This is a genomic window from Adlercreutzia sp. ZJ176, assembly GCF_011038975.1.
GTDB lineage: Bacteria > Actinomycetota > Coriobacteriia > Coriobacteriales > Eggerthellaceae > CAAEEV01.
In genome coordinates this window covers 1-25,904 of the sequence record NZ_JAAKEC010000019.1, presented here as the reverse complement: position 1 = coordinate 25,904, position 25,904 = coordinate 1, and the positions used below count along the sequence as shown (strand labels likewise).

The 25,904-nt window shown below is 66.8% G+C and carries 20 protein-coding genes, 3 tRNA genes and 1 riboswitch; of the genes, 17 read left to right on the top strand and 6 right to left on the bottom strand.

Translation table 11 applies throughout. The features are described 5' to 3' along the window. Positions 1–119 precede the first annotated feature (119 nt). The 7 genes from G7Y50_RS10210 to G7Y50_RS10180 all read left to right on the top strand — a co-directional run bounded on the left by G7Y50_RS10210 (position 120) and on the right by G7Y50_RS10180 (position 9,345). Positions 120–1,394: a CdaR family transcriptional regulator gene (locus G7Y50_RS10210; RefSeq protein WP_165056562.1), complete on the top strand. Its 1,275-nt coding sequence runs from the start codon at positions 120–122 to the stop codon at positions 1,392–1,394. Further along, positions 1,378–1,953, top strand: a complete 576-nt coding sequence (locus G7Y50_RS10205) for an NAD(P)H-dependent oxidoreductase subunit E (RefSeq protein ID WP_165056561.1) — start codon at positions 1,378–1,380, stop codon at positions 1,951–1,953. The genes G7Y50_RS10210 and G7Y50_RS10205 overlap by 17 nt, the downstream gene beginning before the upstream one ends. Further along, entirely contained in the window at positions 1,943–3,991 is a 2,049-nt protein-coding gene (locus G7Y50_RS12205; protein ID WP_165056560.1) for an NADH-ubiquinone oxidoreductase-F iron-sulfur binding region domain-containing protein, read from the top strand. The genes G7Y50_RS10205 and G7Y50_RS12205 overlap by 11 nt, the downstream gene beginning before the upstream one ends. A 186-nt stretch (positions 3,992–4,177) precedes the next feature. Continuing rightward, a complete protein-coding gene (locus G7Y50_RS10195) occupies positions 4,178–6,730 on the top strand; it encodes a molybdopterin-dependent oxidoreductase (RefSeq protein WP_165056559.1) in 2,553 nt (850 codons plus the stop codon). Continuing rightward, complete coding sequence (locus G7Y50_RS10190; protein ID WP_165056558.1) at positions 6,730–7,470, top strand: 4Fe-4S dicluster domain-containing protein; 741 nt, start codon at positions 6,730–6,732, stop codon at positions 7,468–7,470. The genes G7Y50_RS10195 and G7Y50_RS10190 overlap by 1 nt, the downstream gene beginning before the upstream one ends. 129 nt (positions 7,471–7,599) lie before the next feature. Then, positions 7,600–8,640 (top strand): alcohol dehydrogenase catalytic domain-containing protein, encoded by a 1,041-nt coding sequence (locus tag G7Y50_RS10185; RefSeq protein ID WP_165056557.1) that lies wholly within the window; start codon positions 7,600–7,602, stop codon positions 8,638–8,640. A 51-nt stretch (positions 8,641–8,691) separates the two neighbouring features. Then, positions 8,692–9,345, top strand: a complete 654-nt coding sequence (locus tag G7Y50_RS10180) for a molecular chaperone (protein ID WP_165056556.1) — start codon at positions 8,692–8,694, stop codon at positions 9,343–9,345. Positions 9,346–9,477: 132 nt separating this feature from the next. Here G7Y50_RS10180 and G7Y50_RS10175 read toward each other — a convergent pair whose 3' ends face one another. The 3 genes from G7Y50_RS10175 to G7Y50_RS10165 all read right to left on the bottom strand — a co-directional run bounded on the left by G7Y50_RS10175 (position 9,478) and on the right by G7Y50_RS10165 (position 12,570). Then, positions 9,478–10,890: an NRAMP family divalent metal transporter gene (locus G7Y50_RS10175; RefSeq protein WP_165056555.1), complete on the bottom strand. Its 1,413-nt coding sequence runs from the start codon at positions 10,888–10,890 to the stop codon at positions 9,478–9,480. Between the two features lie 4 nt (positions 10,891–10,894). After that, the gene (locus tag G7Y50_RS10170) at positions 10,895–12,262 is read right to left on the bottom strand and encodes a magnesium transporter (protein ID WP_165056554.1); all 1,368 of its coding nucleotides are present in this window, start codon (positions 12,260–12,262) and stop codon (positions 10,895–10,897) included. 231 nt (positions 12,263–12,493) lie between these two features. Further along, positions 12,494–12,570 (bottom strand) — tRNA-Arg (locus G7Y50_RS10165). Between the two features lie 324 nt (positions 12,571–12,894). Between G7Y50_RS10165 and G7Y50_RS10160 the strand changes: the two genes are divergently transcribed. From G7Y50_RS10160 to G7Y50_RS10145, 4 genes are all read left to right on the top strand, one after another. Further along, positions 12,895–14,247 (top strand): citrate/2-methylcitrate synthase, encoded by a 1,353-nt coding sequence (locus tag G7Y50_RS10160; protein ID WP_165056569.1) that lies wholly within the window; start codon positions 12,895–12,897, stop codon positions 14,245–14,247. Positions 14,248–14,448: 201 nt separating this feature from the next. Continuing rightward, the gene (locus tag G7Y50_RS10155) at positions 14,449–14,697 is read left to right on the top strand and encodes a hypothetical protein (protein WP_165056553.1); all 249 of its coding nucleotides are present in this window, start codon (positions 14,449–14,451) and stop codon (positions 14,695–14,697) included. Positions 14,698–14,971: 274 nt separating this feature from the next. Beyond that, a complete protein-coding gene (locus G7Y50_RS10150; RefSeq protein WP_165056552.1) occupies positions 14,972–15,541 on the top strand; it encodes a helix-turn-helix domain-containing protein in 570 nt (189 codons plus the stop codon). Next, positions 15,541–16,314 carry a zeta toxin family protein gene (locus tag G7Y50_RS10145; protein ID WP_165056568.1) on the top strand — a complete coding sequence of 258 codons (774 nt, stop codon included), beginning with the start codon at positions 15,541–15,543 and terminating at the stop codon, positions 16,312–16,314. The genes G7Y50_RS10150 and G7Y50_RS10145 overlap by 1 nt, the downstream gene beginning before the upstream one ends. 71 nt (positions 16,315–16,385) lie before the next feature. Here the strand turns inward: G7Y50_RS10145 and G7Y50_RS10140 are convergent. Beyond that, positions 16,386–16,473: transfer RNA gene (locus tag G7Y50_RS10140), tRNA-Ser, on the bottom strand. Positions 16,474–16,674: 201 nt separating this feature from the next. Between G7Y50_RS10140 and G7Y50_RS10135 the strand changes: the two genes are divergently transcribed. The 3 genes from G7Y50_RS10135 to G7Y50_RS10125 all read left to right on the top strand — a co-directional run bounded on the left by G7Y50_RS10135 (position 16,675) and on the right by G7Y50_RS10125 (position 18,753). Further along, positions 16,675–17,202 (top strand): nucleoside deaminase, encoded by a 528-nt coding sequence (locus tag G7Y50_RS10135; protein WP_241156613.1) that lies wholly within the window; start codon positions 16,675–16,677, stop codon positions 17,200–17,202. Beyond that, positions 17,199–18,251 carry a 4-(cytidine 5'-diphospho)-2-C-methyl-D-erythritol kinase gene (locus G7Y50_RS10130; protein ID WP_241156612.1) on the top strand — a complete coding sequence of 351 codons (1,053 nt, stop codon included), beginning with the start codon at positions 17,199–17,201 and terminating at the stop codon, positions 18,249–18,251. Before G7Y50_RS10135 ends, G7Y50_RS10130 begins: the two co-directional genes overlap by 4 nt. Before the next feature lie 136 nt (positions 18,252–18,387). After that, positions 18,388–18,753 carry a guanylate cyclase gene (locus tag G7Y50_RS10125; protein WP_241156611.1) on the top strand — a complete coding sequence of 122 codons (366 nt, stop codon included), beginning with the start codon at positions 18,388–18,390 and terminating at the stop codon, positions 18,751–18,753. 245 nt (positions 18,754–18,998) lie between these two features. Here the strand turns inward: G7Y50_RS10125 and G7Y50_RS10120 are convergent. Further along, positions 18,999–19,089 (bottom strand) — tRNA-Ser (locus G7Y50_RS10120). 129 nt (positions 19,090–19,218) lie between these two features. Between G7Y50_RS10120 and G7Y50_RS10115 the strand changes: the two genes are divergently transcribed. The 3 genes from G7Y50_RS10115 (at position 19,219) to G7Y50_RS10105 (ending at position 23,035) form a co-directional block, all read left to right on the top strand. Beyond that, complete coding sequence (locus G7Y50_RS10115; protein ID WP_165056551.1) at positions 19,219–21,210, top strand: DUF2207 domain-containing protein; 1,992 nt, start codon at positions 19,219–19,221, stop codon at positions 21,208–21,210. A 349-nt stretch (positions 21,211–21,559) separates the two neighbouring features. Further along, on the top strand, positions 21,560–22,498 hold the full coding sequence (locus G7Y50_RS10110) for a DMT family transporter (protein ID WP_165056550.1): 939 nt from the start codon (positions 21,560–21,562) through the stop codon (positions 22,496–22,498). 9 nt (positions 22,499–22,507) lie between these two features. Further along, complete coding sequence (locus G7Y50_RS10105; RefSeq protein WP_165056549.1) at positions 22,508–23,035, top strand: shikimate kinase; 528 nt, start codon at positions 22,508–22,510, stop codon at positions 23,033–23,035. A gap of 235 nt (positions 23,036–23,270) precedes the next feature. Here G7Y50_RS10105 and G7Y50_RS10100 read toward each other — a convergent pair whose 3' ends face one another. Then, a complete protein-coding gene (locus tag G7Y50_RS10100; RefSeq protein ID WP_255464149.1) occupies positions 23,271–24,869 on the bottom strand; it encodes a sodium:alanine symporter family protein in 1,599 nt (532 codons plus the stop codon). Positions 24,870–24,980: 111 nt separating this feature from the next. Next, positions 24,981–25,111, bottom strand: a riboswitch (glycine riboswitch). Between the last annotated feature and the right edge of the window lie 793 nt (positions 25,112–25,904).

The window sequence follows — 25,904 nt, the reverse complement described above, 5'->3', positions numbered from 1 at the left end:
TATGGTATGCGCCGTTTCGCGCGTGTATGCTGTCCTCAATGCGCGTGGCTGGGTCTCGGGCAGATGCAAGATAGACGAGGAATCTTGTCTCCGCTCGTGAAAGAGGAGTGGGGGTGGCTATGGTCAACGCAGAACTGTACGGCTCCCTTTTTGCTGCTTTGAGCAAGAGAAGCGCCATGGAGATCGCGAAGGTCTCGCATGGCTTCCTCAAGATGCCCGTGGTTGCCACGGACGCCGCCTTCGTGGTGATCGCGAAGTGGCCGAACGAGCCGCTCGGCGACGAGCAGTGGGACGCGAACCGCGTCAACTTCCAGATAGAGCCGCGCTTCCTCGAGACGTTTCGCGAAGACGACCACTTCGCCCGGCACATGGAGGCCAAAGCTCCTATCCTGACCGACTGGGGCCACTATGCGGGCAGGGCGCGCCTGACCGCGCTCATCCGCACGAAGGACTCGGTCGCCGGCTTCGTGAGCGCGCTGACCACGGGCTGCGAAGTGGAGCCGTGGCATTACGCGGCCATTGAGGCGATCGCCGAGACGTACTCCTTCCTCGCCGAGATGGAGGTCGGCGCCCGGTCGAAGCGGCTGGACTTCTCCACGGCGTTCCTCTACGGCATGTTGGGCGGGACGCTGTGCGAAGGCGAGGAGCGCGCGAGCATGCGCGCGCAGTTCACAAGCCAGCTCCCCGGGCCGTACCTGCTCATCAGCGCCAAGATGCGCAACCCCTACGAGAAGGCGCTTGAGCGGTATCTGGGAAGCGAGCTCGAGCAGTACTTCGGGTCGGTTGCCCAAGCGGTCTGCGACGGCACGCTCTACCTTTTGACGGGGAGCGTTCCCGCCGACTACCGCAACTCCGAGGCGTACCACGCGGCTGCGAGCGCCATGAAGAAGCTCGGGGCCGTGTGCGGCTGCAGTCGTCCTTTTTCCTGCATCGACGACCTCGCCGACCATCGGTGGCAGGCTGACAGCGCGCTGCGCATCGGGGAGGCCCTAAAGCCCGACAAGACGGTCTACCACTACGACGACTTCCTCTTGGACATCGTGCTTGACGAGGTGACGAGCCGCGTCGGGCTGGGGCTCGTCGTGCCGACGGTCGTGCGCGCGCTGCGAAGGGAGGACGCGGAGAACGGGACCGAGTACCTTGAGACGCTGCGGCACTACATCTTGTCGGGGAGGAACAAGAAGGCCACGGCTGCCGCCCTGAACATCCACCGCAACACGCTCCTGTATCGCCTGGAGCACATCGAGCTCGCCGTCGGAGGGGACGGGGCCCAGGAGGAGTTGTTCCTCTACTTCCTGCTTGAGCGCCACGCCGCGGGCATCGAGGCGGGGAAGTCGGCGCGCGCGCACGCGCCGTGGGGAAACGGCGAGGGAACAGGTGGGCACCGTGCCTGACGCGTTCGCCACCCCCGCTGCCGCTGTCGCTGACGGCGCAAGCACTCGTCCCGCTGCTGACGTGCCCGGCCAGATGCTCTCCCAGCGCGTGGAGCAGCTTGCGCGGCGCTATCCGGATGACGTCGGCCGCGTCATAGGCCTGCTCAACGACGTGCAGGACGAGTGCGGCTACCTGCCTGAAGAGGCGCTGCGCGCCATCGCTGACCTCTGCGACGTGCCGTACGAGGAGCTCGTCGCGTCGGCGCGCTTCTTCAAGACGCTTTCGACGGAGCCGGTGGGGAAGGTCGTCATCGAGGTGTGCGACGGGACGGCCTGCCACACCCAAGGGGCCGTTCGCCTCGCGCAGGCGATCGCGGACAAGCTGGGAATCGAGGTCGGCCAGACGACGCCCGACGGGCTCTTCACGCTGCGCCTCGTGCATTGCGTCGGCGCGTGCAGCGTCGCGCCCGTGGCGGTTGTCGCCGGGACGGCCTATGGCCGGGTGAAGACGGCGAACGCCGACGGCGTGATCGAGCATGCGCGCGTCGCGCTCGAGGAGGCGGGTCGCTGTGGGGAATGAGCAGGTGGCCCGCGAGGCGGCCCGCGTCGCGGAGGCTGGCCGCGCCGCAGAGGCCAGTTGGGGCATGGCTGACGCATCCGCCGCGCTCGCGGCCCAGGCGGGCAGGGTGCGCGTCACGGTCGGCCTGGGGTCGTGCGGGATAGCCGCCGGGGCGAAGGACGTGTACGCTGCGTTGCGCCAGGAGCTGGCGGACGCTGACGTCGACGTGGTGGGCGTCGGGTGCATGGGCCTGTGCTACGCCGAGCCGCTGGTGGGCGTGAGCAGGCCGGGTGCGGGCTCGCGCTACTTCGGCAACGTCGATGCGCGCCAAGCCGTCGAGATCGCGCGGCTTGCGCGCGGCTGCAGCGACGGCGCCCCGGGAGCCCCGGATATCCCGGGCGCCCTCGCTGGAGAACTCGACATGCAGGAGGCCCTCGAGAGCCAGGTTCGCCTGGTCATGGGCGAGAGCGGCTGCATTGACCCGCGCTCTTTGGAGGAGTATCGCGCCCTCGGGGGCTATGAGGCCCTCGAGAAGGCCCTCTCCTCGAGCCCCGAGGAGGTCATCGCCCTCGTCGAGGCGTCCGGCCTGCGGGGCCGCGGCGGCGCGGGCTTTCCGACGGGCGCGAAGTGGCGGCAGTGCGCCCAGGCCGTCGAGGCGCTCAAGGCCGCCGGGGGCAACGCGGACGACGCAGGCGGCGCAGGCAGCGCGGACGACGCAGGCGGCGCAGGCAGCGCGGACAACAACGCAGGCAACGCGGACGGCGCAGGCAGCGCGGACAGCGCGGACGGCGCAGGCAACGCGGACGGCGCGGACGGCGCGGACAACGCGTTCTCCCTCGTGGTCATGAACGGGGACGAGGGCGACCCGGGCGCGTACATGAACCGGAGCCTGCTCGAGAGCAACCCCCATCGGGTGCTCGAAGGGGTCATCATCGCCGCCTACGCCGTCCGCGCGCGGCGCGCCTACCTGTTCGTGCGCGCCGAGTACCCGCTCGCCTGCCGCACGCTCGAAGAGGCGGTTGCCCAGCTGTATGCCGCGGGCGTGCTGGGGGAGCGCGTCCTCGGTTCGGGCTTCAGCCTGGACGTCCGGGTGGTGCGCGGCGCCGGCGCGTACCTCAACGGCGAGGAGACCGCGCTTTTGCGCGTCCTCGAGGACGGCGTGTGCCGCCCGCGCAAGCGCCCGCCCTATCCGGCCGAGAAGGGCCTGAAGGGAAGGCCCACCTGCGTCAACAACGTCGAGACGCTCGCAAGCGTCCCGCTCGTGGTCGCGCGCGGCGCGCAGGCGTACCGGAGCGTGGGCACGTCGGCGTGCCCGGGGACGAAGCTCTTCAGCGTCGTGGGAGACGTGGAGCGCTGCGGGCTGGCGGAGGTGCCGCTCGGCACGTCGGTCGGCGCGCTGGCGCGCGGGATCGGGCGCGCGGGGGAGTTCAAGGCCGTGCAGATCGGCGGGCCCTCGGGCGGCCTTCTGCCAGCGTCCCTCGCCGACGCGCCCATCGACTACGAGTCGCTCGTCGAGCTCGGCGCCATCATGGGCTCGGGAGGGTTCGTCGTCATCGGGCACGACCAATGCGTCGTCGACATGGCGCTGTACTTCATGCGGTTCTCCCGCGACGAGGCCTGCGGCCAATGCTGCTCGTGTCTCGCCCACGCCGGCCGCTGCATCGAGATCCTCGAGGCCCTCACGCAGGGATCCGCCTGCGAGAGCCAGGTCGAGGAGCTGCGTGCGGCCGCGCAGGCCATCGCGCGCAGCGCGCTGTGCGGCCTGTGCGGAAGCGCCGCCAACGTGGTCCTGTCGGCGCTGCGCTACTTCCCCGAGGAGTTCGCTGCGCATGTGCGCGGCGCGTGCCCCGGCCTGGTGTGCCGCGACCTCGTCTCGTACGAGATCGACCAGGTGCGCTGCCAGGGGGAGCGCTGCTGCCTGCTCACCTGCCCCGGCAACGCGATAAAGGGGCGGTTCGGCAAGCCCGGCAACATCGTCGGGCGGCTCTGCCAGCGATGCGGGATGTGCGTGGTCTCGTGCCCCTACGGCGCGGTCCGCAAGGTGACGCCGGCGCGGTGACGAGCCTCGTTAGGCGCAGGGACGCCCCGGCGGCCGAAGGCGGCCGGCGGGCGATTGGAACTATGAGAAAAAGCTGCCGCTTGGCGGCTTGGCGCAAGGGAAGGAAAGGGCTTCGGGCCGCGGGAGACGGAAGGGGGTTGCGGGCCCGAGGCGAAGTCAAGGAGAGAAAACGAGAGGAGTGCAACAATGACGGAGCTCAAGAACAACTTCGGTCCCGACGAGGGACAACTTGAAGCAGTGCGCGCGAAGCTGATGAAGAAGCACGTCGACGAGGAGATCGAGTACTGCACGTGCTGCCAGAACGGCTGCTTCGACATGTGCTTGCTCAAGTGCCACAAGAAGGACGGGGTGCTGACGGCGATCGAGACCGACAACATCGTCCACCCGAACGTGGCGCGCGAGGACGCCTACTTTGACGAGGAGGAGTTCCGCAAGGGCATGTTCCAGCACCGCGCCTGCACGCGCGGCCGCGGCTGGAGGAAGGACGTGTACTCGCCCAACCGCATCAAGTACCCCATGCTGCGCGTCGGCCCGAAGGGGTCGCGCAAGTTCAAGCGCATCAGCTGGGACGAGGCGCTCAGCATGATCGCCGAGAAGTACGTCGAGACCCGCGAGAAGTACGGCCCCATGAGCGTGTACTGCGACGGCCTCATGGGCGGGTCCACTGACTACATCGGCCAGTTCATGCCCGGCGGCGCGCTGGCCATCTGGGGCGTCGACTCCTACGAGCCGCACGACCTGGCCGACACGTACCAGTTCGGCCGCCCGCTGACCATGGACGCGGCCACCTTCGACGGCGGCACGGAGGCCATGACCCTGTTCGACTCCAAGGCGATCGTCCTGTGGGGCTTCGACGTGTACCTCAACTACCCCGAGTTCGCGTACTACTTCAACCTGGCGCGCGACAAGGGCATTCCGCTGATCTACATCGACCCCCGCTACACCTGGACCGCGCATCTGGCCGACCAGTGGATTCCCATCCGTCCGTCCACTGACTCCGCCATGCTCGAGGCCATGGCCTACGTCATCATAACCGAGGGGCTCGAGAACAAGGAGTTCATCGAGAAGAACGTCGACATCGAGGGCTTCGAGCGCTGGAAGAAGATCATCCTCGGCGACTACGACGGCGTGGCGAAGACGCCCGAGTGGGCCGAGGCCATCTGCGGCGTGCCCGCCGAGACCATCGCGGCCATCGCGCGCCTGTGCGCTGACGGCCCGGTGTACATGCGCATGGTGTGGGCCGCAACCCGCATCCTCGGCGGCGAGGACCCGGCGCGCCTCGACAACTACCTGCGCATCCTCACGGGCAACCTCGGACGCAACGGCTGCATCGGCACGGGCATGGACTTCGGCGTGCAGAAGCACTTCCCCGTCCCCGACATGAACTTCTACGGCGAGCGCTTCGACAAGGTGGAGGAGCACTGCGTCATCGAGGGCGAGATCTGGCACCGCGCCATCCTCGAGCACAAGCGCTACGAGGACGGCGAGATCAGCCTCGCCGACTACAAGCGCATCGTCGGCTGCCCGCAGAACGAGACGGCCCCGAACATCAAGATGATCTGGCAGACGGTCAACCCGCGCAACATGATCCCGAACTACTACGACTCGAGCGCCCGCCTGCAGGCGGTCCTCATGACCCCGTTCGTGGCCTACTCGGCCTACACGTGGGCCACCACCATGACGTGGTACTCCGACCTCGTGCTTCCGCTCGCCCACCAGTTCTTCGAGGGCGGCGGCGGCGACAACTTCGTGCTGCAGGGCTACTCGTTCAACACCGCGTTCTCCCCGGCGGCGGGCAACTACTTCATCGGCATGGGCAAGGTCATCGACCCGCCGGGAGAGTGCCGCTCGCGCCTGTGGATCCTGAAGGAGGTCGCCGAGCGCATCCAGATCCCGGGCGATCCCGACGGCGCGTGCGTGGCCGACTACTACTGCCCGGAGATCAAGGGCGTGAAGTGGGAGGACCTCGACGGCGTCCTGGAGGACATGGCGCGCAAGAACTTCGAGGCGTGGCGCGAGAAGGACGAGATCAAGCCGCTCGACCCGCCCACGTGGGAGGAGTTCCGCAAGGAGCCCTACTTCATCAGACCCGTCGAGGGTGACTACTGGGTGTGCCTGCGCGACGAGTGCGAGGGCAAGAAGCCGTTCCAGACGGAGTCGGGCAAGATCGAGATCATCTCGCGCTTCATCGAGGAGCACGACTACCACGACGTCGCCTACAAGACCAAGTGCCTGGGCCAGGGCTTCATGGAGCCCATCGGCCACTACAAGCAGACCGAGGTCAGCCCCTTGAGCGCGCTCGTGAACAAGCACCCGCTGTACATGATCACGCCGCACGCGTTCTACCGCCAGCACTTCTGCCAGGACGAGAACCCCTGGTTCCGCGACGAGTACCGCATGGACGTGTGGATCTCCGCCGCCGACGCGGCGAAGCGCGGCATCAAGGACGGCGACATGGTGCTCGCCCACAACGAGGTCGGCCAGTGCCTGGTGCCGGCTTACGTCACGAGCCGCCTGACCCCGGGCATCGCCTGCATGATCTTCGGGCGCAACTACGATCCGTCCCACCTCAAGACCGAGATCATGCCCGAGGGCATCGACCGCGCCGGCTCTTGCAACTTCCTCATCCCCTCTGAGGACTACAACCATCGCCGCGGCATCCTGCTGTGCGCCGGCATGATCGACATCACGAACGTGGAGGGCAAGGGCTTCAGCATCGAGTGCGAAGGAGTGGAATAATGACCCAGTACGCGTTTTTCTTCGACCAGAACCGCTGCTACAACTGCCATGCGTGCGTTGTCGCCTGCCGTGACTGGAACGACATCCAGCCGGGTCCGGTGAAGTGGCTGCGCCTGCTTCAGTGGGAGAAGGGCGTTTGGCCCACCCTGCGCATGAACACGCTGTTCGCCACGTGCTACCACTGCGAGAACCCCGTGTGCGTTGACGCGTGCACGCACCACGCTCTGTTCAAGGAGGACAAGTACGGCGCCGTGCTCCTTGACGAGGACCTGTGCGAAGGCGACCGCAACTGCTGGAAGGCCTGCCCCTACGGCGCCCCCCAGTACGAGGACGACGCGGCCGGCACGCCCATGAGCAAGTGCGACATGTGCTACGACCGCCTCGAGCAGGGCGAGCTCCCCGTGTGCGTCATGTCGTGCCCGGGCCGCGCGCTCGACTTCGGCACGCTCGAGGACATGGAGGCCAAGTACGGCACGCTCAAGGCGCTGCCTGACATGCCCGACGGCACCTTCGTGAAGCCCGCCGTGGTGTTCAAGCCGGTCAACCCGCGCAAGGACATCGTGCCCTACGACGTCGACCGCGCCATGGAGCTTTTGCGCGACCGCGGCGAAGACCTGCCGCCCCAGTTCGAGTACGAGGACGTCGAGAGCGCTGAGGAGCGCATCGGCTACGGCAAGCTCGTCATGAAGGCGGCGAGCGTGCAGGAGGCGCTGGCCCTTTCCAAGAACGAAGAAGGCTAGGCCCTTTGCGAAAGGCGGGGCCGCGTCGTGCGGCGCGACGGCGACGTGGCGCGGCGATGCGGCGCGGCGATGCGGCGCGGCGGCGCGGCCCCGCCCTGATGGAGACTTTGGCAACGAAGGGAGTGCGGTATGAAGGGCTTGAAGCTTGTTGAGAAGGGGAAGGTCGCCTTGGGGGAGCGTCCCGACGTGGAGCCCGGCCCCTACGAGGCGATCGTTCGCACAACGGCCGTCTCGGTGTGCGAGACGGACTACGAGATAATCGAGGATCTTATCATGCCCCCGGCGGTCGGCCGCTTCGTGGGGCACGAGGGCGTCGGCGTTGTGGAGCGCGTGGGCAGCGAAGTCGAGTACTTCAAGCCAGGGGACCGCGTGTGCGTGCCCCCGGTGACGCCCTCGTGGCGCTCCGTCGAGGCGCAGCAGGGATGGGCGCAGTTCAGCCGCGGGGGCATGGCCTTCGACTGGTGCCTCGACCGGGACGGCGTGTACGGCGAGTTCTTCCGCGTGCGCGACGTCGACATGAACTGCTCGAAGATCCCCGACAACGTGACAGACATCCAGGCTGTCATGGTGACTGACATGGTGTCCACCTCGTGGCACGGCGTGGAGAACACGCCCATCATGCTCGGCGACTCCGTGGTGGTGTTCGGCATCGGCCCCATCGGCCTCTGCGCGATAGCCGCCGCGGCGCTCAAGGGCGCGGGGCGCATCTTTGCGGTGGGGACCAACCCGAAGGGCGCGGAGATCGCCCGGCTCTGGGGCGCGACTGACGTGGTGAGCTACAAGGAAGGCGACGTGGTCGCGCAGATCAGGGAGCTCAACGGCGGCAACGTCGACGTGAGCATCATCGGCGGCGGACCCGCCTCGGTGGTGGCGCAGGCCCTCGACGTCACGCGCGGCGGCGGCGAGGTGTGCAGCCTCAACGCCTACTACGACGACGTGGTCATCCCGCCCGCTGCGTGGAACTCGGGCATGAAGACGCAGAACATCCGCGCTTGGCAGTGCACGGGCGGCCGCGTGCTGTTCGACCGCTACCTGCGGATGATCGAGCTCGGCAAGTTCGACCCCACGCCGCTGGCGACGCACGTCTTCCACGGCCTCGAGCAGATGGAGGAGTGCCTGTGGGCGAAGAAGCAGCGTGACTGCCTGAAGCCGGTGTGCATCCTGGACTGATGCCCGGCGCGGCAGGTGCGAGAAGGAACGACGAACAAGGAGGAGAGGCTCATGGGGTCACTTGATTTGCAGGAGAGGGAGCGCCTCGTCGAGGCGCTGTCGATCGCTGCCCGCGCGTTCGAGCGCGAGGCGGACGAGGCTCTGTTCGGCTCGATCGAGACGTATGCGGAGAGCCCCCTGGAGGGCTTGCCGGAAGAGGCGCAGAAGCTGGCTGACCGCGCGCGGCGCCAGCTGACGAAGGCCCTGCGCTCGCGCGAGGAAGCCGAGGACCAGGCGCTTTGGAAGGACTACCTCGACGCGGGGTACGCCGAGCTGTTCCTCGGCGTGTCAACTGACCCCATCGCCCCCTTCGAGTCGGTGTATCGCAGCACGGAGAAGACGCTCTACAGCAAGCAGTACTTCGCCATCGCGGATCTGATGAAGGAGGTCGGCTTCGCGAAGCCGCAGGACTTCGCCGAGCCCGAGGACCATCTCGCCATGGAGCTGGCCCTGTACGTGAAGCTCAACCGCGACGCCGGCGCTGCTGCGAAGAGGGGAGACGAGCAGGGGGCTCGGCAGCTCTTCGCCTTCGCCCAGGTCCTCAAGGAGGACCACCTGGACAAGTGGGTCGGCCAGGCGTGTGACGACCTGGTTTCGCACGACGACAGCAACGGCTTCTACAGCGGAATGGCCAACCTGGTGAAGGCGGTCCTGCTGGTTCTGTAGGGTGACGCTGGCGCGGGGCGCAGGGGAGCGGAATCAAGCCGTCCTGCGCCCCTCGCTGTGCTTTCGCGCCGCGGAGCTCGCGGTGCCCTTCGGCGCATCCGCGCTCCTCCGCGCTCCCGCGTCCGAGCCCCTTTACGCCATCCCCAGGAGCTGCATCACGAAGAGGGCCACGGTGAGGGCGGCCACGACGGCGACGGTGGCCCACAGCAGCACCTTCGACACCAGCTTCGAGCGGAACTCGCCCATGACGTGCTTGTCGGCGGCGATGATCGCCATGAACGCCAGCAACACCGGCAGGATCACGCCGTTGACGAACTGCGCGGTGAGCATCACCGACAGCAGGTTGATGTTCGGGATGAGCACCACGAGCGCGGAGAACGCGATCACGAACGTGAAGATGCTCTTGAACAGCGGCGCTTCCTTCCACTTGAACGACACGCCAGCCTCCCAGCCGAACGCCTCGCAGATCACGAACGCCGTGGTGAGCGGCAGCACGCAGGCCGCCAGGAACGACGCGGCCACAAGCCCGATGGCGAACAGCGCCTCGGCGTACTGGCCGGCGAAGGGCGCGAGCGCGCGGGCGGCGTCGGCGGCGCTGTCGATCTGGATGCCGGCGGGGAAGAGCACCGCGCCCGTGGTCACGATGATGAACCACGCCACCAGGCACGCCGCGATGGTGCCCGACACCGCGTCGACGCGCTGCGAGAACAGGTCCTTCGGCGTGAGGCCCTTCTCCACCACGTTGCTCTGCGAGAAGAACATCATCCAGGGCGCGATGGTGGTGCCGACCATGGCGATGACGAGCGAGATGAAGCTCGTCTGGCCCTGCAGGTGCGGGATGACCGTGGCCAGCGCGGCTTCCTCCCAGTTCGGCTGCGCCATGAACGCCGCCACGATGTAGGTGACGAACACGAGCGACAGCGCCAGGAACACGTTCTGCACGCGCTTGTACGAGCCGCCCACCACCAAAAGCCACACGGCGAACGCCGCCACCGGCACCGATACGTACTTCGACACGCCGAACATCTCCATGCCGCTCGCGATGCCCGCGAACTCGGAGAACGTGGTGGCCACGTTGCCCACGAGCAGGGCCAGCATGGCGAGCGCGGTCAGGCGGATGCCGAAGCGCTCGCGGATGAGCGCGGCGAACCCCTTGCCCGTGACGGCGCCCATCTTCCCCGCGGTGACCTCCACCACGATGAGCAGCACGCACATGATGGGTATGACCCACAGCGTGCCGAAGCCGAAGGTCGCGCCGGCCGTGGAGTAGGTGGAGATGCCGCCGGCGTCGTTGCCGGCCATGGCCGTGATGATGCCGGGACCCATGGCCGCCAGGATGAGCCAGAGCTTGCTCTTGGGCTTCTCGGTCGGCGCCTGCTCCGCGCCGGTGATGCCCGCGTTGGCGCCGCCCGCGCCCGCGCTGCCCGCGCCCGCATCGCTTGCGCCTGCGCCTGCACCGGCTGCCTTGCTGAGCTCGGCTGACGTCGCCTTCGGCTTGCGCGCGATGTCGGCGAGCCGCCCGAGCTTCTTCCCGCTGAACGTCATGCGATCACGCCCCGAAGCCGCGGAAGCCGGTCGCGTCGAGTATCTGGATGAGCGTGAGCGTGTAGAGCGTCAGGAACAGAAGGGCCGCGAGCGCGATGCCCATTCCCTTGAGCAGGCTCGCCTGCGTCTTCTCGCTCGACACGTCGTCCTCGATGGCGTCCCACGCGTCCTCGGTGGTGACGATGCCGAGCAGCGCGCCGCGCTCATCCACCACGGGCATGGCCGGGATGTCGTACTTGAAGATGTCGGCTGCGACGTCCTCCTCGGTCTCGCTCGGGCTGCACGAGATGATCTCGTCGTACATGACGTCGCGCAGGAGCGTGTCGTCGTCGGTGAGCACGAGCGTGCGCAGCGACAGCACGCCCACGAGCTTGTCGTAGTCGTCGGTCACGTACACGTAGTGCACGGTGGGGTGGTCGTCGGGCAGCTCGCGCAGCGCCTCGATGGCGCCGCGCACGGTGGTGTCGGCGGGGCAGGCCACGTACTGCGTGGTCATCATGCCGCCGGCGGTGCCGTCCTTGTAGCCGAGCAGGCGGCGGATCTCGGTGGCGTCCTCCATGCCCATGAGGCGCAGCAGCGTCTCGGCCTTCTCGTAGGGGAGGTCGCGCACGATGTCGGCTGCGTCGTCGGGGTCCATGTCGCCGATGAGGCGGGCGGCGCGGGCGTCGTCCAGGTCGTCGATGAACTCGGCCTGCAGCTCGTCCTCCATCTCGGAGATGGCCTCGGTGGCGCGGGCGTCGTCGAGGTGCTCGAACACGGCGGCGCGCTGCTGGGGGTCGAGCTGCTCGAGGATGTCGGCCACGTCGGCGGGGTGCAGCTCGTCGAGGCGGCGGTGCGTGACGGACAGCTGCACCTTGGAGAGGTCGCGGTCGAGCAGGTCCATGTAGTTCCACGCGATGATCTGCTCGTCGATGCGCTTCTTGAACAGCTTCGCCACCGCCACCACGCCGCGCTCGACGAGCGGGTGCAGGCCGCGCAGGATGCCGCGCACGCCCACCTCGGCGCCGAGCAGGCGCAGCTGCGTGCCCGACTGCGACAGCTTGAGGTCGTTCACGCGCACGACCTTCATGCCTTGCGTGTCCACGATCTGGCGGTCGAGCAGGTCGCGCGCGAGCAGCACCTCGTTGGGCTGCAGGTAGCTGAAGCGGATGTCGTGCGCGTCGACGGAGAGCGTGATGCCGTCGTCGTCGAACTTGTCGACGTACTTGCGCCACGAGATCATGAACGGCACTCTGCCCGGCCCCTGGAAGGCCAGGCTCGTGATGCGCGGAAACACCTCGCCCGTTGAGATGGCCAGGTCGGAGATCGTGCCGATCTTCTCGCCTGACTGGTCAACGACGGGCTTTCCCGCCATTTGCGACAGATAGAGCATGTGATAGTCCCTTACGTGTTGAATGGCATGAGCCTGGCGTGCGCGGTGGTGCAGGTCATGTCGCCGCAGTCGTCTTCCGACTGCCGACGCGAAGGGAGGGAAGTCGGAAGATTACATACTGTGAGGCTTCGGTTTTCGAACCTTCAAGTACGTTCTCCTTACATTGTTCCGGATACAAAAAAACCGCACGTGCTGAATGCCAGTCGTTGCGGGTTCTGCTTGCTGAAAAAGTGGTGCGCCGTGAGGGATTCGAACCCCCGACGTACTGATTCGTAGTCAGTCCCTCTATCCAGCTGAGGTAACGGCGCACTTCCGAACAGCAAGGAGTATTAAAACATCCCCCCGTAGGGAAGTCAACCGCTAATTTGTGTAGATTTCTCCGCATTCATTACGGCTGGGTGCCGAGGGATGCGGGGCGGTGCGCCCCGTCCCTCCTGCCTGCGGCAACGTTTCAGCCGCGTTACGCCGAGCTGGTTTTTTGCTGCGCAAGTTATGGGTTGGCGCAAGGCTCCCCTGCGCTTCGGTAGAATTGCGGGAAAAGACGAAAGGAGGCTGCTGTGGCGCTGCTTATTGACGAGACGCCCATTCGCGTGGTGAACCCTGCGAGCGTTGACGAGGTCGAGCCCATCGAGATCAGCGAGGAAGAGGCGCGCCGCGTGCGCCTGTACGACAACTTCCGCGACGTCAACCGCATCGACCCGAGCTTCTACGAGCGCTACGACGTCAAGCGCGGCCTGCGCAACGCCGACGGCACGGGCGTGCTGGTGGGCATGACGAACATCTCCAACGTGCACGGCTACGTGATAAGCGACGGCGAGCGCCGTCCCGACGAGGGCTCGCTGCGCCTGCGCGGCTACGAGCTGTACGACCTTCTGGGCGAGCACATCTCCGGTCAGCGCTTCCGCTACGAGGAGCTGTGCTACCTGCTGCTCATGGGCGAGCTGCCCACGCAGGCGCAGCTCGCGAGCTTCATCGAGGTGATCGACTCGCAGCGCGAGCTGCCCGACGGCTTCACGGGCTCCATGCTCATGCGCGACACGCCGCCCGACATCATGAACGTGCTCGCGCGCTCGGTGCTGCAGCTGTACGCCTACGACGAGCACGCCGAGGACCGCACGCCGAGCCACGAGATCCACACGGCGTTGTCGCTGATCAGCCGCCTGCCGCGCATCATGGTGCTCACGTACTACTCCAAGCGCGCCCGCTACGAGCACGAGTCCATGATCATGCACCGCTTCATCCCGGGGCAGTCGAGCGCCGAGACCATCCTGTCCATGCTGCGCCCCGACCGACAGTTCACCGGCGAGGAGGCGCGCATGCTCGACATCATGCTGTGCCTGCACGCGGAGCACGGCGGCGGCAACAACTCCACCTTCACCACGCGCGTGCTGTCCTCGGCCGACACCGACCCGTACTCGGCGTACGCGGCGGCCATCGGCTCGCTCAAGGGGCACCGCCACGGGGGCGCGAACCACCAGGTGCGCGCCATGCAGGCCGAGATCAAGGAGAACGTCGAGCACTGGGACAACGACGACGAGGTGGCGGCCTACCTCGCGCGCATCGTGAACAAGCAGGCGTACGACAAGACGGGCCTCGTGTACGGCATGGGGCACGCAGTGTACACGCTGTCCGACCCGCGCGCGGTGATCTGCAAGCGCTTCGCCGAGCAGCTCGCTCGCGGCACGGAGTACGAGGCCGAGTACGAGCTCCTGTGCGCGATCGAGCGCTTGACGCCCGAGGTGCTCGTGCGCGAGCGCGGCACGAAGAAGACGATGTGCGCGAACGTGGACATGTACTCGGGCTTCGTGTACGCCATGATGGGCATTCCCGAGGACCTCTACACGCCGCTGTTCGCCTGCGCGCGCATGGCGGGCTGGGCGGCGCACCGTTTCGAGGAGATCAGCGCGGGCAAGCGCATCATCCGCCCCGCGTACAAGAACACCCACTCGACGCGCCGGGAGTACAAGCCCATCGCCGAGCGGTAAGCGGCGTGCGGGGCTTCGAATGCGCCGGCGGGCTTCCCGCCCCTGCCCGTGGTTCCGCTTTCCCCGCCGCCCCTCGTCTGGTTCCCCGCGGGCGCCTGACCTGCGCCGGCGGGTTCGTTTGCCGCTGCGTTCCCCCTCGTCTTCCTCGAGCGCGCTATAATACCCCGCAGCGAGAAACGACCCGAGGGTGAGGGGATTGACATGGCAGATGCGCCGAAGACTCCGGCAGGAGGCAAGATCAGGACGCTGACGGACGCGGTGCTCGACGGCTTCGAGCTCAAGGACATCAAGTGCCTTTCGTGCAGCGGCTACGGAAACTGCGGCTACAAGAGCTACTTTCTGAACCCGGCCGGCGGCGTGGCGTCGGTGTGCATGCGCCGGCGCAAGCAGCTCCAGTGCGAGCGCGACGGCGTCGAGTACTCGGACGCGCTGCTGGTCGAGGAGCTGTAGGGAGCGACCGGTGGCCCGCGGGAGGCGACGAGGGCGAAGCCTGGTGCCCGCGCGGCATTGGGCAAGCTGACGGTGCGGCGTTCCTGCTGTCCCGCCTCGTCGGGCGAGCTGCAGGGCGCGGTACTCCCGCCGCCCCGCCCCGCTTTGGCGCCCGCCCGTATGTGAAGTGGGCGCGAAATTACTTTGAAGAGGAGCCTTCGGGCTCCTTTTTCGTTCCTCAAGGTGCTATCATAAGACCTATCATAAACTATCAAATGATAGAAAGAAGGAAGCCATGGGAGACGAGCTCACTCCGCAGGACATCAAGCGCATTCGCGGCAGGTACGGCCTGACCCAGAAGGCGTTCGCGCGCGTCCTCGGCATCGGCGAGGCTAGCATCGTGCGCTATGAGAACGGGCAGAAGCCCACGCGCGCGAACGCCAACCTCATCCGCGCGGCCAACATCCCGGCGTTCATGCTCGACTGCCTTGAGCGTGACGGCAGCCGCATCTCGCAGGACCAGCGCGAGCGAACCGAGCGGATCATCTACTCCGAGGTCATGTTTGACGAGGAAGGTGAAGTCATGGACATCAACGACATCTACGAGATCACCCTCACGCAGGAGATCCTGAACGAGCAGGCGGCTGAGATTATGGCGGATCTCTGGCGGATGAGCCGCGCTGCTCGCGATGCGGGTGACGAGACGAGCGCGCTCATCTACGAAGACGCCGCCACCCAGGTGAGCCTTGCGAAGTACAACATCACGACGGAGGAATACGCCAGCGAGATCAAGCTCGCGGAGCTGCGCGGGCAAATCGAGGCCATAGGCCGTTTCGCGCAGCTTCACCACGCAAAGGTCGCATGATGGAAGGCGAGTTGGCGCGCTTCACCGATGCGGAGTTCGAGGCGGCGCTCACCGCGACGTTGAAGAAGCTGATCGCTCCTCCGTGCGTCAAGCCGTATCGGCATCCGCAGGCTGTTCTGCTCGGGGGGCAGAGCGGCGCGGGCAAGACTGCGCTCCACATGGTGTACAAGAAGAAGCTCGGCCAGGGGGCCATCGTGGTGAACGGCGACGAGTACCGCTCGAGCCACCCGCGCTACTACGAGCTCAACGAAGCCTACGGTCCCGAAGCGGTGACGCATACCGCGCCGTGGGCAGGCAGGATGACCGAGGCGCTCATCGGCGCGCTCTCAGCCATGAGGTACAACCTCATCATCGAGGGGACGCTGCGCACCGCGGAGGTCCCCGTCAAGACGGCCACGCTGCTCCGCGCACGCGGCTACGGCGTCTCGCTGGCGCTCATGGCGGTGAAGCCCGAGATATCGCTGGTCAGCTGCCAGGTGCGCTACGAGCTCATGCGCATCGCGGGCACGGTTCCCCGCGCGACCGACCCGAAGCACCACGACAAGATCGTCCGAGACATCGTAGGCAACCTCAGCGCCTTGGAGCAGACGGGTCTGTTCGACGAGATCTGCCTGTATGCGCGCTCGCGCGAGCGCCTGTACCCCGTGGAGGGCGAGACGCGCACGGCCAGCGAGGCGTTGCAGGAGGTGCTGTTCGGCCCTTGGACGAGGGAGGAGAAGGAGCACTACGCCCACCTGGAGGAGAAGCTGGCGAGTTTGAAGAAACACCCCTGACAACAGAAAGCCCATCGCCTGTCGCGGTGGGCTTTTCTTGCCAGGGCTTTTGCTGGCCCAGAAGTTTCACATGGCGGAGGCGGTAGGATTCGAACCCACGGTACCTCGCGGCACAACAGTTTTCAAGACTGCCGCCTTCAACCACTCGGCCACGCCTCCGTGCGCGTTACAGGATACCACATTCTCGCGACGCCTTAGATGCTGCGCCTCGCGCTGCCCTTCGCGTCCACCCGCGTCGCCGCGTCGTCGAAGGGCAGCGTTTGCCTCGCTTGAGTCAGATCGCCTCGGGCAACGGCGGTGTCTTCGGCTGCGCCTCGCGTTGCGCCCTGTAAGCCTCGCGCGAACGGATATAATCACCTCATGGACAACCAAGAGAACACAAGCAGGATCGACGCAGCGGCGGACGCGGCCTACATGCGGCTCGCGCTCGAGGAGGCGCGCGCCGCGGCGGACGCGGGCGAGGTCCCCATCGGCGCAGTGGTGGTGTACGGGCCCATCGACCGCGGCACACGTCGCCCCACCGCCGAGCCGCGTGTCATCGCGCGCGCCCACAACCTGCGCGAGACGATGCGTGACCCCGCCGGCCACGCGGAGTTCCTCGCCCTGCGCGAGGCGGCGCGCGTGCTCGACGCATGGCGGCTCACCGACTGCACGGTGTACGTGACGCTTGAGCCGTGCATCATGTGCGCGGGCCTCATGCACCAGGCGCGCGTCAGCCGCTGCGTGTACGGAGCGCCTGACCAGAAGGCCGGCGCGCTCGGCACGCTGTACTCCGTCCACGCCGATGAGCGGCTCAACCACCAGTTCGCGGTAACGCCGGGCGTCATGCGAGACGAGTGCGTCGGCATGCTGCGAGATTTCTTTGCAAGCAGGAGGAAGAAGAAGTGAGCGAAGCTCCGAAAGTTGACATGCTCGCGATTGCCCGCGACGCCCAGTGGTCGGCTGACACGTTCTTGGGAGCGGGGTCGATCAAGCTGGTCTCGCCCGCGAAGGTGAACCTGTTTTTGGGCGTGGGCGCGCGCCGGTCGGACGGCTACCACGACGTGACGAACGTCATGCACGCAGTGACTCTGCACGACGTGATGTACGTGCGCTGCGCGCCCGCGGGAGCGGAGGCGTTCGAGGGCGCGGAGGGAAAGGACCACCTTGCCGTCGGCGGACCCGGGCAGAACGTGCTCGTGAGCATCGACCTGGCCGACAAGGCCGCGGCCGCGGGGTTAAAGCCGCTGCGCATCCCCGCGCGCGAGAACATCATCTTCAAGGCGATCGACGCGCTGGCCTGCGCGCTTGGCCGCACGCAGCGCGAGCAGGTCTCCGTTCGCGTCGAGAAGAACATCCCCCACGAGGGCGGGTTGGGCGGAGGCTCGTCGAACGCGGCCACCGCGCTGGTGGCGATGGCTGGTTTCTGGGGGCTTGCGTCTGACGACGATACGGTAGCGGGCGTGGCGCGCAGCCTCGGCGCCGACGTGGCGTTCTTCCTCTACGGCGGATGCGCGCTGTTCACGGGCGCGGGCGAGGTGTTCGGCCGCGCGCTCTCCCCGCGAAAGGACTCGGTCGTCCTGGTGAAGCCGCCTGCGGGCGTCTCCACGGCGGCGGCGTACCGTGCGTTTGACGAAAGCCCGCAGCTCGTTTCCGCGCGCCTCTCCGAGCAGGCGCTCGCCGCCGCAGGCGCGGCAGAGGTCCCGCTTGTGAACAACCTGGCGCCCGTCTCGGAGCAGCTCTCTCCCGAGCTCGCCGAGGTGCGCGCCTGGCTCGAAGCGCAGCCTGGTGTGCGCGCGGGCGAGGTGCTCCTGTGCGGAAGCGGGGCCACCACGTTTGCCGTCATGAAGGACTTCGCGGCGGCCTGCGCCGTGGCCGCCGCCGCGCAGGCGCGCGGATGGTGGGCGCGCGCCACCACGTTCTCGTCGCTGCGCTCCGCGAAGCTGCCCCGCCGGTAACGGGCGGCTCGCGCGGCGGGAATGTTTCACGTGAAACATTCCGGCGTGGCGCGGCGAGCGGCAAGAGTGTGATATGTTCGAGCGGTAACGGTCAGCGCGGCGTGGGCGACGCATAAGGCGTGGAAGGAGAGGCGAGATGCTGGGTTTGATGGCGCGGCTGACGCGCATAGTTCCGCTTCTCCTGATTCTGGCGGCGCTCGCGGCGGTGATCTACCTGGTGGTCACGTACCGCCACTCGCCGGCGCGCGCGAAGGAGATCCTCGTCACGACGTTCACGTGGCTGTGCGGCGCGATCACGGTGTTCTTCGGCCTGGCGTCGCTCTACGCGCTCTTCGAGAGCAACAGCGGCGTGTTTGACCTGGCGGTGAGCTGCGTGATGGTGGGCGTCGTGGGCCTTCTGGTCACGCGCTGGTGCAACCACGTGTTCCTGAAGCACAATCCGCATTACAAGAAGAAGTCGCAGAAGGCGTCCACCAAGCTCCGCTGGCCCTGGGAGCGCTAGCGAGCAAGGGGGGGGTTCCACGCAGTGGTTGAATACCGTCAGCGAACAATCGAGGGTTGAGGAGCTGGACGATTTCCTGGACACCCTAGGCAGCATACCCTAACGATAAGCGATATTCCGCCGGGCTCATCCACCCGAGGGTTTTTCTTGCGACCAGGGACCAGACGATTTTCTGGGCACACGGGGTGAGTCCCTGACCGTCTTCCAGATATGAAAAACGCCCCAGGTGGGGCGTAGAAAAAACATGGCGGAGAAGTAGGGATTCGAACCCTAGATGCCCTTTTGGGGCATACTCACTTAGCAGGCGAGCACCTTCGGCCTCTCGGTCACTTCTCCGCAAGCAATAAAGAATCATACCCGACTTCTGCGGCCAATGCAACGAAAAACACATCTCCGCGGGGCGTATAATGGGGGCTAATTTCCCCAAACGGTGGTTTTCGAACGAAAGACCAAGGAGGTTCTGAGGTGAAAGCTGCGCTTCGCGCCTCCCAGACGGCGCCCGCACCTCGCGCCCATGCGGTGCGCATCGCCCTCGCGCTCGCCGCATGTATGTTTCTCGCGTGTTTGGCCTGCTTGGCGGCGCCCGCGTCCGCCTTGGCGAAGTCCTACAGCTGCCCGAGCGTGAACCTCACGGCTCAGGCCCAGACCGACGGCTCGCTCCACGTGGTGGAGCAGCGCGCGTTCGACTTCGACGGCGCGTTCACCGCGGTCTGGTGGGAGTTCCAGGGCCTGCCGCAAAACGCCGAGGTCACAGTCAACGCGGTGCGCATGGCGCACGTCGACGCCGCAGGCAGCGTGGAGGGCGAGTGGCTGGCGCTCGACCCCGTGCCGTTCAAGGTGGGCTGGCGCGAGGAGGGCGGCCCCGGCACTGACTCCTGGTCGTTCGACCGGGCGCAGAACACGCTCTACGCGTTCTTCGACCGGGAAGACACGCAGATGATCTTCGAGATCGACTACGTCGTGGCCAACGGCGTGCAGGCGTATGACGACATCGCCGAGGTCTACTGGAAGTACGTGGGCGAGGGCCGTGAGGTGGACTCCGAGAACGTGTCGGCTACCATCGTGCTGCCCGTCCCCCCTGGCGTGACCGTCGAGCCCGGCGGCAACGTGCGCGCGTGGGGGCATGGGCCGCTCGACGGCGTGGTATCCGTCAACGAGGACGGCACCGTCACCTACGACGTCTCCCGCGTGGTCGCGGGGCAGTACGCCGAGGCGCGCGTGGTGTTCCCCGTGTCGTGGCTCACGAACCTCGACGCCGAGGCGCGCCTGGCGAACCAGGGAACCACGCGCCTCGACACCGTGCTGGCCGAGGAGAAGGCGTGGACCGACCAGGCCAACAACCAGCGCGTCAACGACCTGCGGATCCGCATCGGCCTGGTGGTCGCGTGCGCGCTGATCCTCGCGGTCGGCGCGATCCTGTTCTTGCGCTTCGGACGCGAGCACACGCCCGACTTCACCGAGAAGTACTGGCGCGACGTGCCGGAGCACGGCATGCGGCCGGCGGTGGTGGGCCGCCTGTGGCGCTGGAACCACGAGAGCGCCGATGACTTCACCGCCACGCTGCTCGACCTCGCGCGCCGCGACGTGCTGCGCATCGAGGCGGGCACCCACCCTGACAGCTTCGGCAAAGAGGTCGAGGGCTACCGCATCGTGCGCGTCGACGACCAGGCGCGCAAGGTCACCGACCCCGTCGAGCGCGCCACGTTGAAGCTGCTGTTCGAGGACGTCGCCGCGGGCGAGCCCTCCCTCTGGCTCGTGTCCCTGCGCGAGCACGCCGACCGGAACCCCGAAGCCTACGTGGAGAGCATGAAGGGGTGGCAGGCGGCGCTGTCCGAGGAGGTCGCGAAGCAGGAGTTCTTCGAGCCTGCGGGCTACACGCTGCGCAAGGCGTTGGCGGCCGCGGCGGTCGTGGTGCTGGTGATCGGCCTGCTCATGACCGCGGTGACAGACGAGCTGCTCGCGGCGGCGCTCGCGGTTCCCACATTCGTGGTGCTCGGGCTGCTGGCCAACTACATGCCGCGCCGCACTGAGCGCGGCAACAACATCGCGGCGCGCGCGAAGGCGCTGCGCAATTGGATGCGCGACGCGTCGAGCTGCGCGGACTTCCCGCCTGAGAGCGAGGAGAAGATGAGCGAGCTCATGGTGTACGCCTTCTTGTTCGGCGTGACGGGGCCGGCGATGAAGGACTGGGAGGCGGCCGTTGCGCACGCCGACCTCCGTTCCGCGCCCGACTTCGGCGGCATATTCCTCATGCCGTGGTACATGTGGTACGTCGCAAGCAGCGTGGCGGCGCGCAGCGCGAGCGAGACGATCAACGCCTCGGTCGACGAGACGTACGAGGGCGCGCGTGCGGCGGCGGTCAACCTCAACGCCACGGGCAGCAGCGCCGGCGCGTGCGGCGGCGGCTTCTCCGCCGGTGGGGGCGGCGGCTTCGGCGCAGGCGGCGGCGCCCGTTAGGGCGTGGGTCGTGCGGCGGGCGTGGCGAGACGTGCGGCGGGCGTGGCGAGACGTGCGGCGGGACGCGGCCTTTCGCACTCGCTTCGCGCACGTTCGAGCACGTCGCTTCGTCTGTCCCGCCCCGCGCATGCCCTAACGGGCGCCGCTTCGCCTGCCGCACGTATCTTCCGCTCCGCGTCCGCCCGCCCGTCTCGCCTACCGCGCCCCGTCGCGCCCTGCCCCGCGTATCTCCCTTCCCGCGCCCGCCCTCCCCATGCCCATCCCAAGCGCGCTGCCCGAGTGTTTCACGTGAAACATTCGTTCATGCTCTGCGCGGCTTCGCCGGCAAGTCCGCTATAATAGGCGGCCTATGAACGCAAAGAGGAACATCCCCGCCATCGTGTACAAGCTCATGATCGTCGTGGCCACCGTCATCTGGGGCTTCAGCTTCGTGGTGATGAAGGACGCCGTGAGCGTGCTCGAGCCCGCCTGGCTCATCGGCGTGCGTTTCGCGCTCACGGCCGTGGTGCTCACCGCGGTGTTTTTCCGCCATATGCGCGTTGCGCTGACCAGGGAGTACCTGGTGGCGGGCGGCATCTTGGGCGTGCTGAACTTCCTCGCCTTCTGGGTTCAGACCATCGGGCTCGCCCACACCACGCCCGGCAAGAACGCGTTCCTCACGGCCACGTACTGCGTGATCGTGCCGTTCGTGTTCTGGCTGATCGCGAAGAGGCGGCCGACCGCGTTCAACCTGGTGGCGGCTGTGATGTGCGTGGCGGGCGTCGGGATGGTGTCGCTCTCATCGGGGGCGCTCACGGTGGAGTTCGGCGACTTCATGACGCTGCTGTGCGCGGTGTTCTTCGCGGTGCACATCGCGTGCGTGTCGAAGTTCGCGCAGGGCCGCGACGTGCTGGCCCTCACGGTGTACCAGTTCTGGGTCGGGGGCATCTGCGGCATCGCGATCGGCGCGCTCACGGAGACGCCGCCGAACGTGGCCGCGCTCACGCCGGAGTTCCTGTTCAACTTGTTCTACTTGGTGGTATTCGCGTCATGCGTGGCGCTCGTGTTCCAGAACGTGGCGCTGGCCCACGTGCCCCCCGCGCAGGGCTCGCTGCTCCTGTCGCTGGAGTCGGTGTTCGGCGTGTTGTTCTCGGTGCTGCTCTACGGCGAGCAGATGACGCCGCGCCTGATCGCGGGCTTCGCGCTCATCTTTGGTGCTATTGTGGTAAGCGAGGTTCTGCCCGAGAGGTTCGGGAAGCGGAAAGACGAGCCGGCGGCGCCCGAGGGCGCCGAGCCGGCGAAGGAGTGAGGAAGGGCCATGAAGGAGAAGATTGACGAGCCGGGACGCGACAACATCGTGCTCATCGGCATGCCCGGCGCAGGGAAGTCCACGCTCGGCGTCGTTCTGGCGAAGATCATGAACTACGATTTCGTCGACGCTGACCTGCTCATCCAGCAGCAGTGCGACAACACGCTGCAGCGCCTCATCGACGCGTGCGGCCCCGAGGGCTTCATCGACGTGGAGAACCAGGTGCTCTCCAAGATGAGCTTCAAGCACACCATCATCTCCACGGGCGGCTCGGCGGTGTACTCGGAGGAGGCCATGAGGCACCTCGGCGAGATCGGGCGCGTTGTGTACCTGCAGATCAGCTACGACGAGCTCCGCGCGCGCCTGACCGACTTCTCGGAGCGCGGCGTGGTGATGAAGGGCGGCATCGGCATGAGCCTGCGCGACCTGTACGACGAGCGCAAGCCGCTGTACGAGCGCTACGCCGACATCGTGGTGGACGTGAACGACCTCACCATCACCGCCGCGGCCCGCAAGGTGGCCGACGCGCTCAGGTAGCAAAGGATGCCGAAGAGCCTGCTCCCCGTTGCTATTCACAATGGGGAGCAGGCCCTTTTTCTGGGGACAGGCCCTCTTTCATGCGCGTTGGCGTCGCTCTGGCGATCTTCGTCGAGTTTTCGCCGTTAGAACGCGCCAAATCGCACGAAGCAGCGACGAAGATCGAAGTTAGCTCAAGCTCAAGACCGTGCTGCTGCGCTACCTGCGGTCCTTCGACGCGTTAGGCTGGAGCCTACTAGGCTGTAGCAGGCTCCAGCTCCGAGTCCGCGGTGCCCGCGCCCGCGCCCGCGGTGTCCGCGGTGCCCGCGCCCGCGCCCGCGGTGCCCGCGCCCGCGCCCGCGCCGGAGCGGTCCTTCGGCACCTTCCAGTCCTCGGAGTCGTCGGGACGCGGCGCCATGGCGGCCTCCACGCCGTTCGCGGCCTTCAGGCGCGCGAAGTAGCCGCGCGTCTCCTTCGCCACCACGCCCGAGAGCGCGATCAGGGCGATCATGTTGGGCAGCGCCATCAGGCCGTTGAAGATGTCGGCGATGGTCCACACGGCGGAGACTGTCATGTAGGGGCCGATGAACACGGCGAGGATGTAGAGCCAGCGGTACGCCTTCACGGCCTTCATGGAGCCGTTGGAGAAGTACTCGAGGCAGCGTTCGCCGTAGTAGTCCCAGCCCAGGATGGTGGTGAAGCCGAACAGGACCAGGCACAGCATCATGATGAACGCCACCGCCTCGCCAGGGATGAACGGCAGGCCCGCCTGGAACGCGGCGGTGGTCACGGCCGACCCCTCGAGGCCGGGCAGCTGGTAGGCGCCGGTCATCACGATGGCCAGGCCCGTCATGGAGCACACGATGATGGTGTCCAAAAACGTGCCGGTCATGGACACGAGGCCCTGGCGCACCGGCTCCTTGGTCTGCGCGGCAGCGGCGGCGATGGGCGCCGAGCCCAGGCCGGCCTCGTTCGAGAAGATGCCGCGCGCGATGCCCTTCTGCATGGCGATGATGATGGCCCCCAGCGCGCCGCCGGCAGCGGCCTGCAGGCCGAACGCGCTCTGGAAGATGGTCGCGAGCGCGGCGGGCAGCGCGGTGATGTTCGCGACGATCAGGACCAGCGAGAAGCCCACGTAGATGACCACCATGGCGGGGATGACCTTCTCGGACACGCTGGCGATGCGGCGCAGGCCGCCGATGAGCACGAGGCCCACCAGCAGCGCCAGAAGCAGCGAGCCGGCGATGGTGGCGATGGAATAGTCCATGCCGAGCAGGCTCACGGTGTGGGCGCCCTCGGGGTCGAAGAAGCCCGTGATGGCGCCGGAGATGGAGTTGACCTGCGTGAACGTGCCGATGCCGAACAGGCCCACGCACATGCCGAAGAACGCGAACAGCTTGGCGAGCCAGCGCCAGTTCATGCCCATGCCGCGCTCGATGTAGTAGAACGGGCCGCCGAGCACGTGGCCGTTTGCGCTCACGGAGCGGTACTTCACGGCGAGCAGGCCCTCGGAGTACTTGGTGGCCATGCCGAACAGCGCGGCGAGCCACATCCAGAACAGCGCGCCCGGGCCGCCCGCCACGATGGCGGTGGCGACGCCCACGATGTTGCCGGTGCCGATGGTGGCCGACAGCGCGGTGCACAGCGCGGCGAAGCTCGACACCTCGCCCTTGCCGCCCTCCTCGTTCTTGATCATGTAGCGGAGCGCGCGCGGCAGCTGGCTGAACTGCAGGCCCTTCAGGCGGCAGGTGAGCAGCAGGCCGCCGAACAGGATGAGCACCATGAGCGGCACGCCCCAGATGAAGTCGTCGATAACGCCCAAGATCTCGTTGAACGACTCAAAGAAGCTTTCCAATTGAACTGTCCTTCCTTCGGTTCCTCGTTACCTGCGAGTCCTCCGCGTTGAGTGCGGCGAAGCCTCCAGAGGACACCCGAAGAAGGGAAAAGAAATGCGCGATTAAGCTCATTGCTTCACTCTGTCCTTTGGCCTGAGAGTTTCAACGCTTGCGGTGCGGCTGCGGCGTGCGATGCGCGGCAGCCTCCCCAAGCGCCTTGCCCCTTCGGCACCCGTTGCCGGGATTCTCCAGAGACCCCATCCACGCCCTGTTTCCCTTCGGCTGACGGCACGTGCCGTCAGCCAGGGGATCCAGAGCGCTTCAGCGGGGAAACGCTATGTAAGTGCTCATATTCTATAGCGGGAATCGCGATTGTCAATGGGGAAGGAGGCGGTTTCGGCGTGAGTGCGAAGGGTGGGAAGGGCGGGGCGCGGGGAGGCGGCGGGCTGCGGGAAGGGTTGCGGGCGCGCGGGCGGGGACGCGGAGGATGATGTGGTTGACGGTGCACTTTACGTCGCCCACGCGAGAGAACATGGGCGCGCGGGAGCGCAGAGGGTTCGCGGGCGCGCGGGAATGCGCGGAGGACGGCGTGCGGGAGTCTCGCGGGCAATTCCGCGCGGACAAGGGAATGCGCGCTTTTGCTTAGGGAAGGGCGAGAAATGCGCGATCTGATACCCATTTGGGGGTATCAGATCGCTCGAGTACCCGACTGAGCAAGAGCGATTTCTTCTGAACAGGGGTTTTGCGGGCCTTGTCGAAAGGAGCTTTCTGCTGGCAGGCTTTTGGGGGTATCAGATCGCGCATTTCTCGCCAGTTGGCGGGATATAGGCAGAAAAGTGTGTAAAGAATTACCCTATCTTCCCAGTTCAAGCTAGACATACATGCCTCCGGAGTTGTTGCCGACCAACTTCCCTATAGGCAAGAAAGCGTGTAACAAAAGCACTTGACACCCCTGTTCGGGGACACTTTTTCGAGAAAAAAGTCAGTCCGGGTCGGGGGTGAGCGGTGTCTAGCCCAAAATGCGGCGTCTGCGGCGCCAAGATGATGAAGAACGG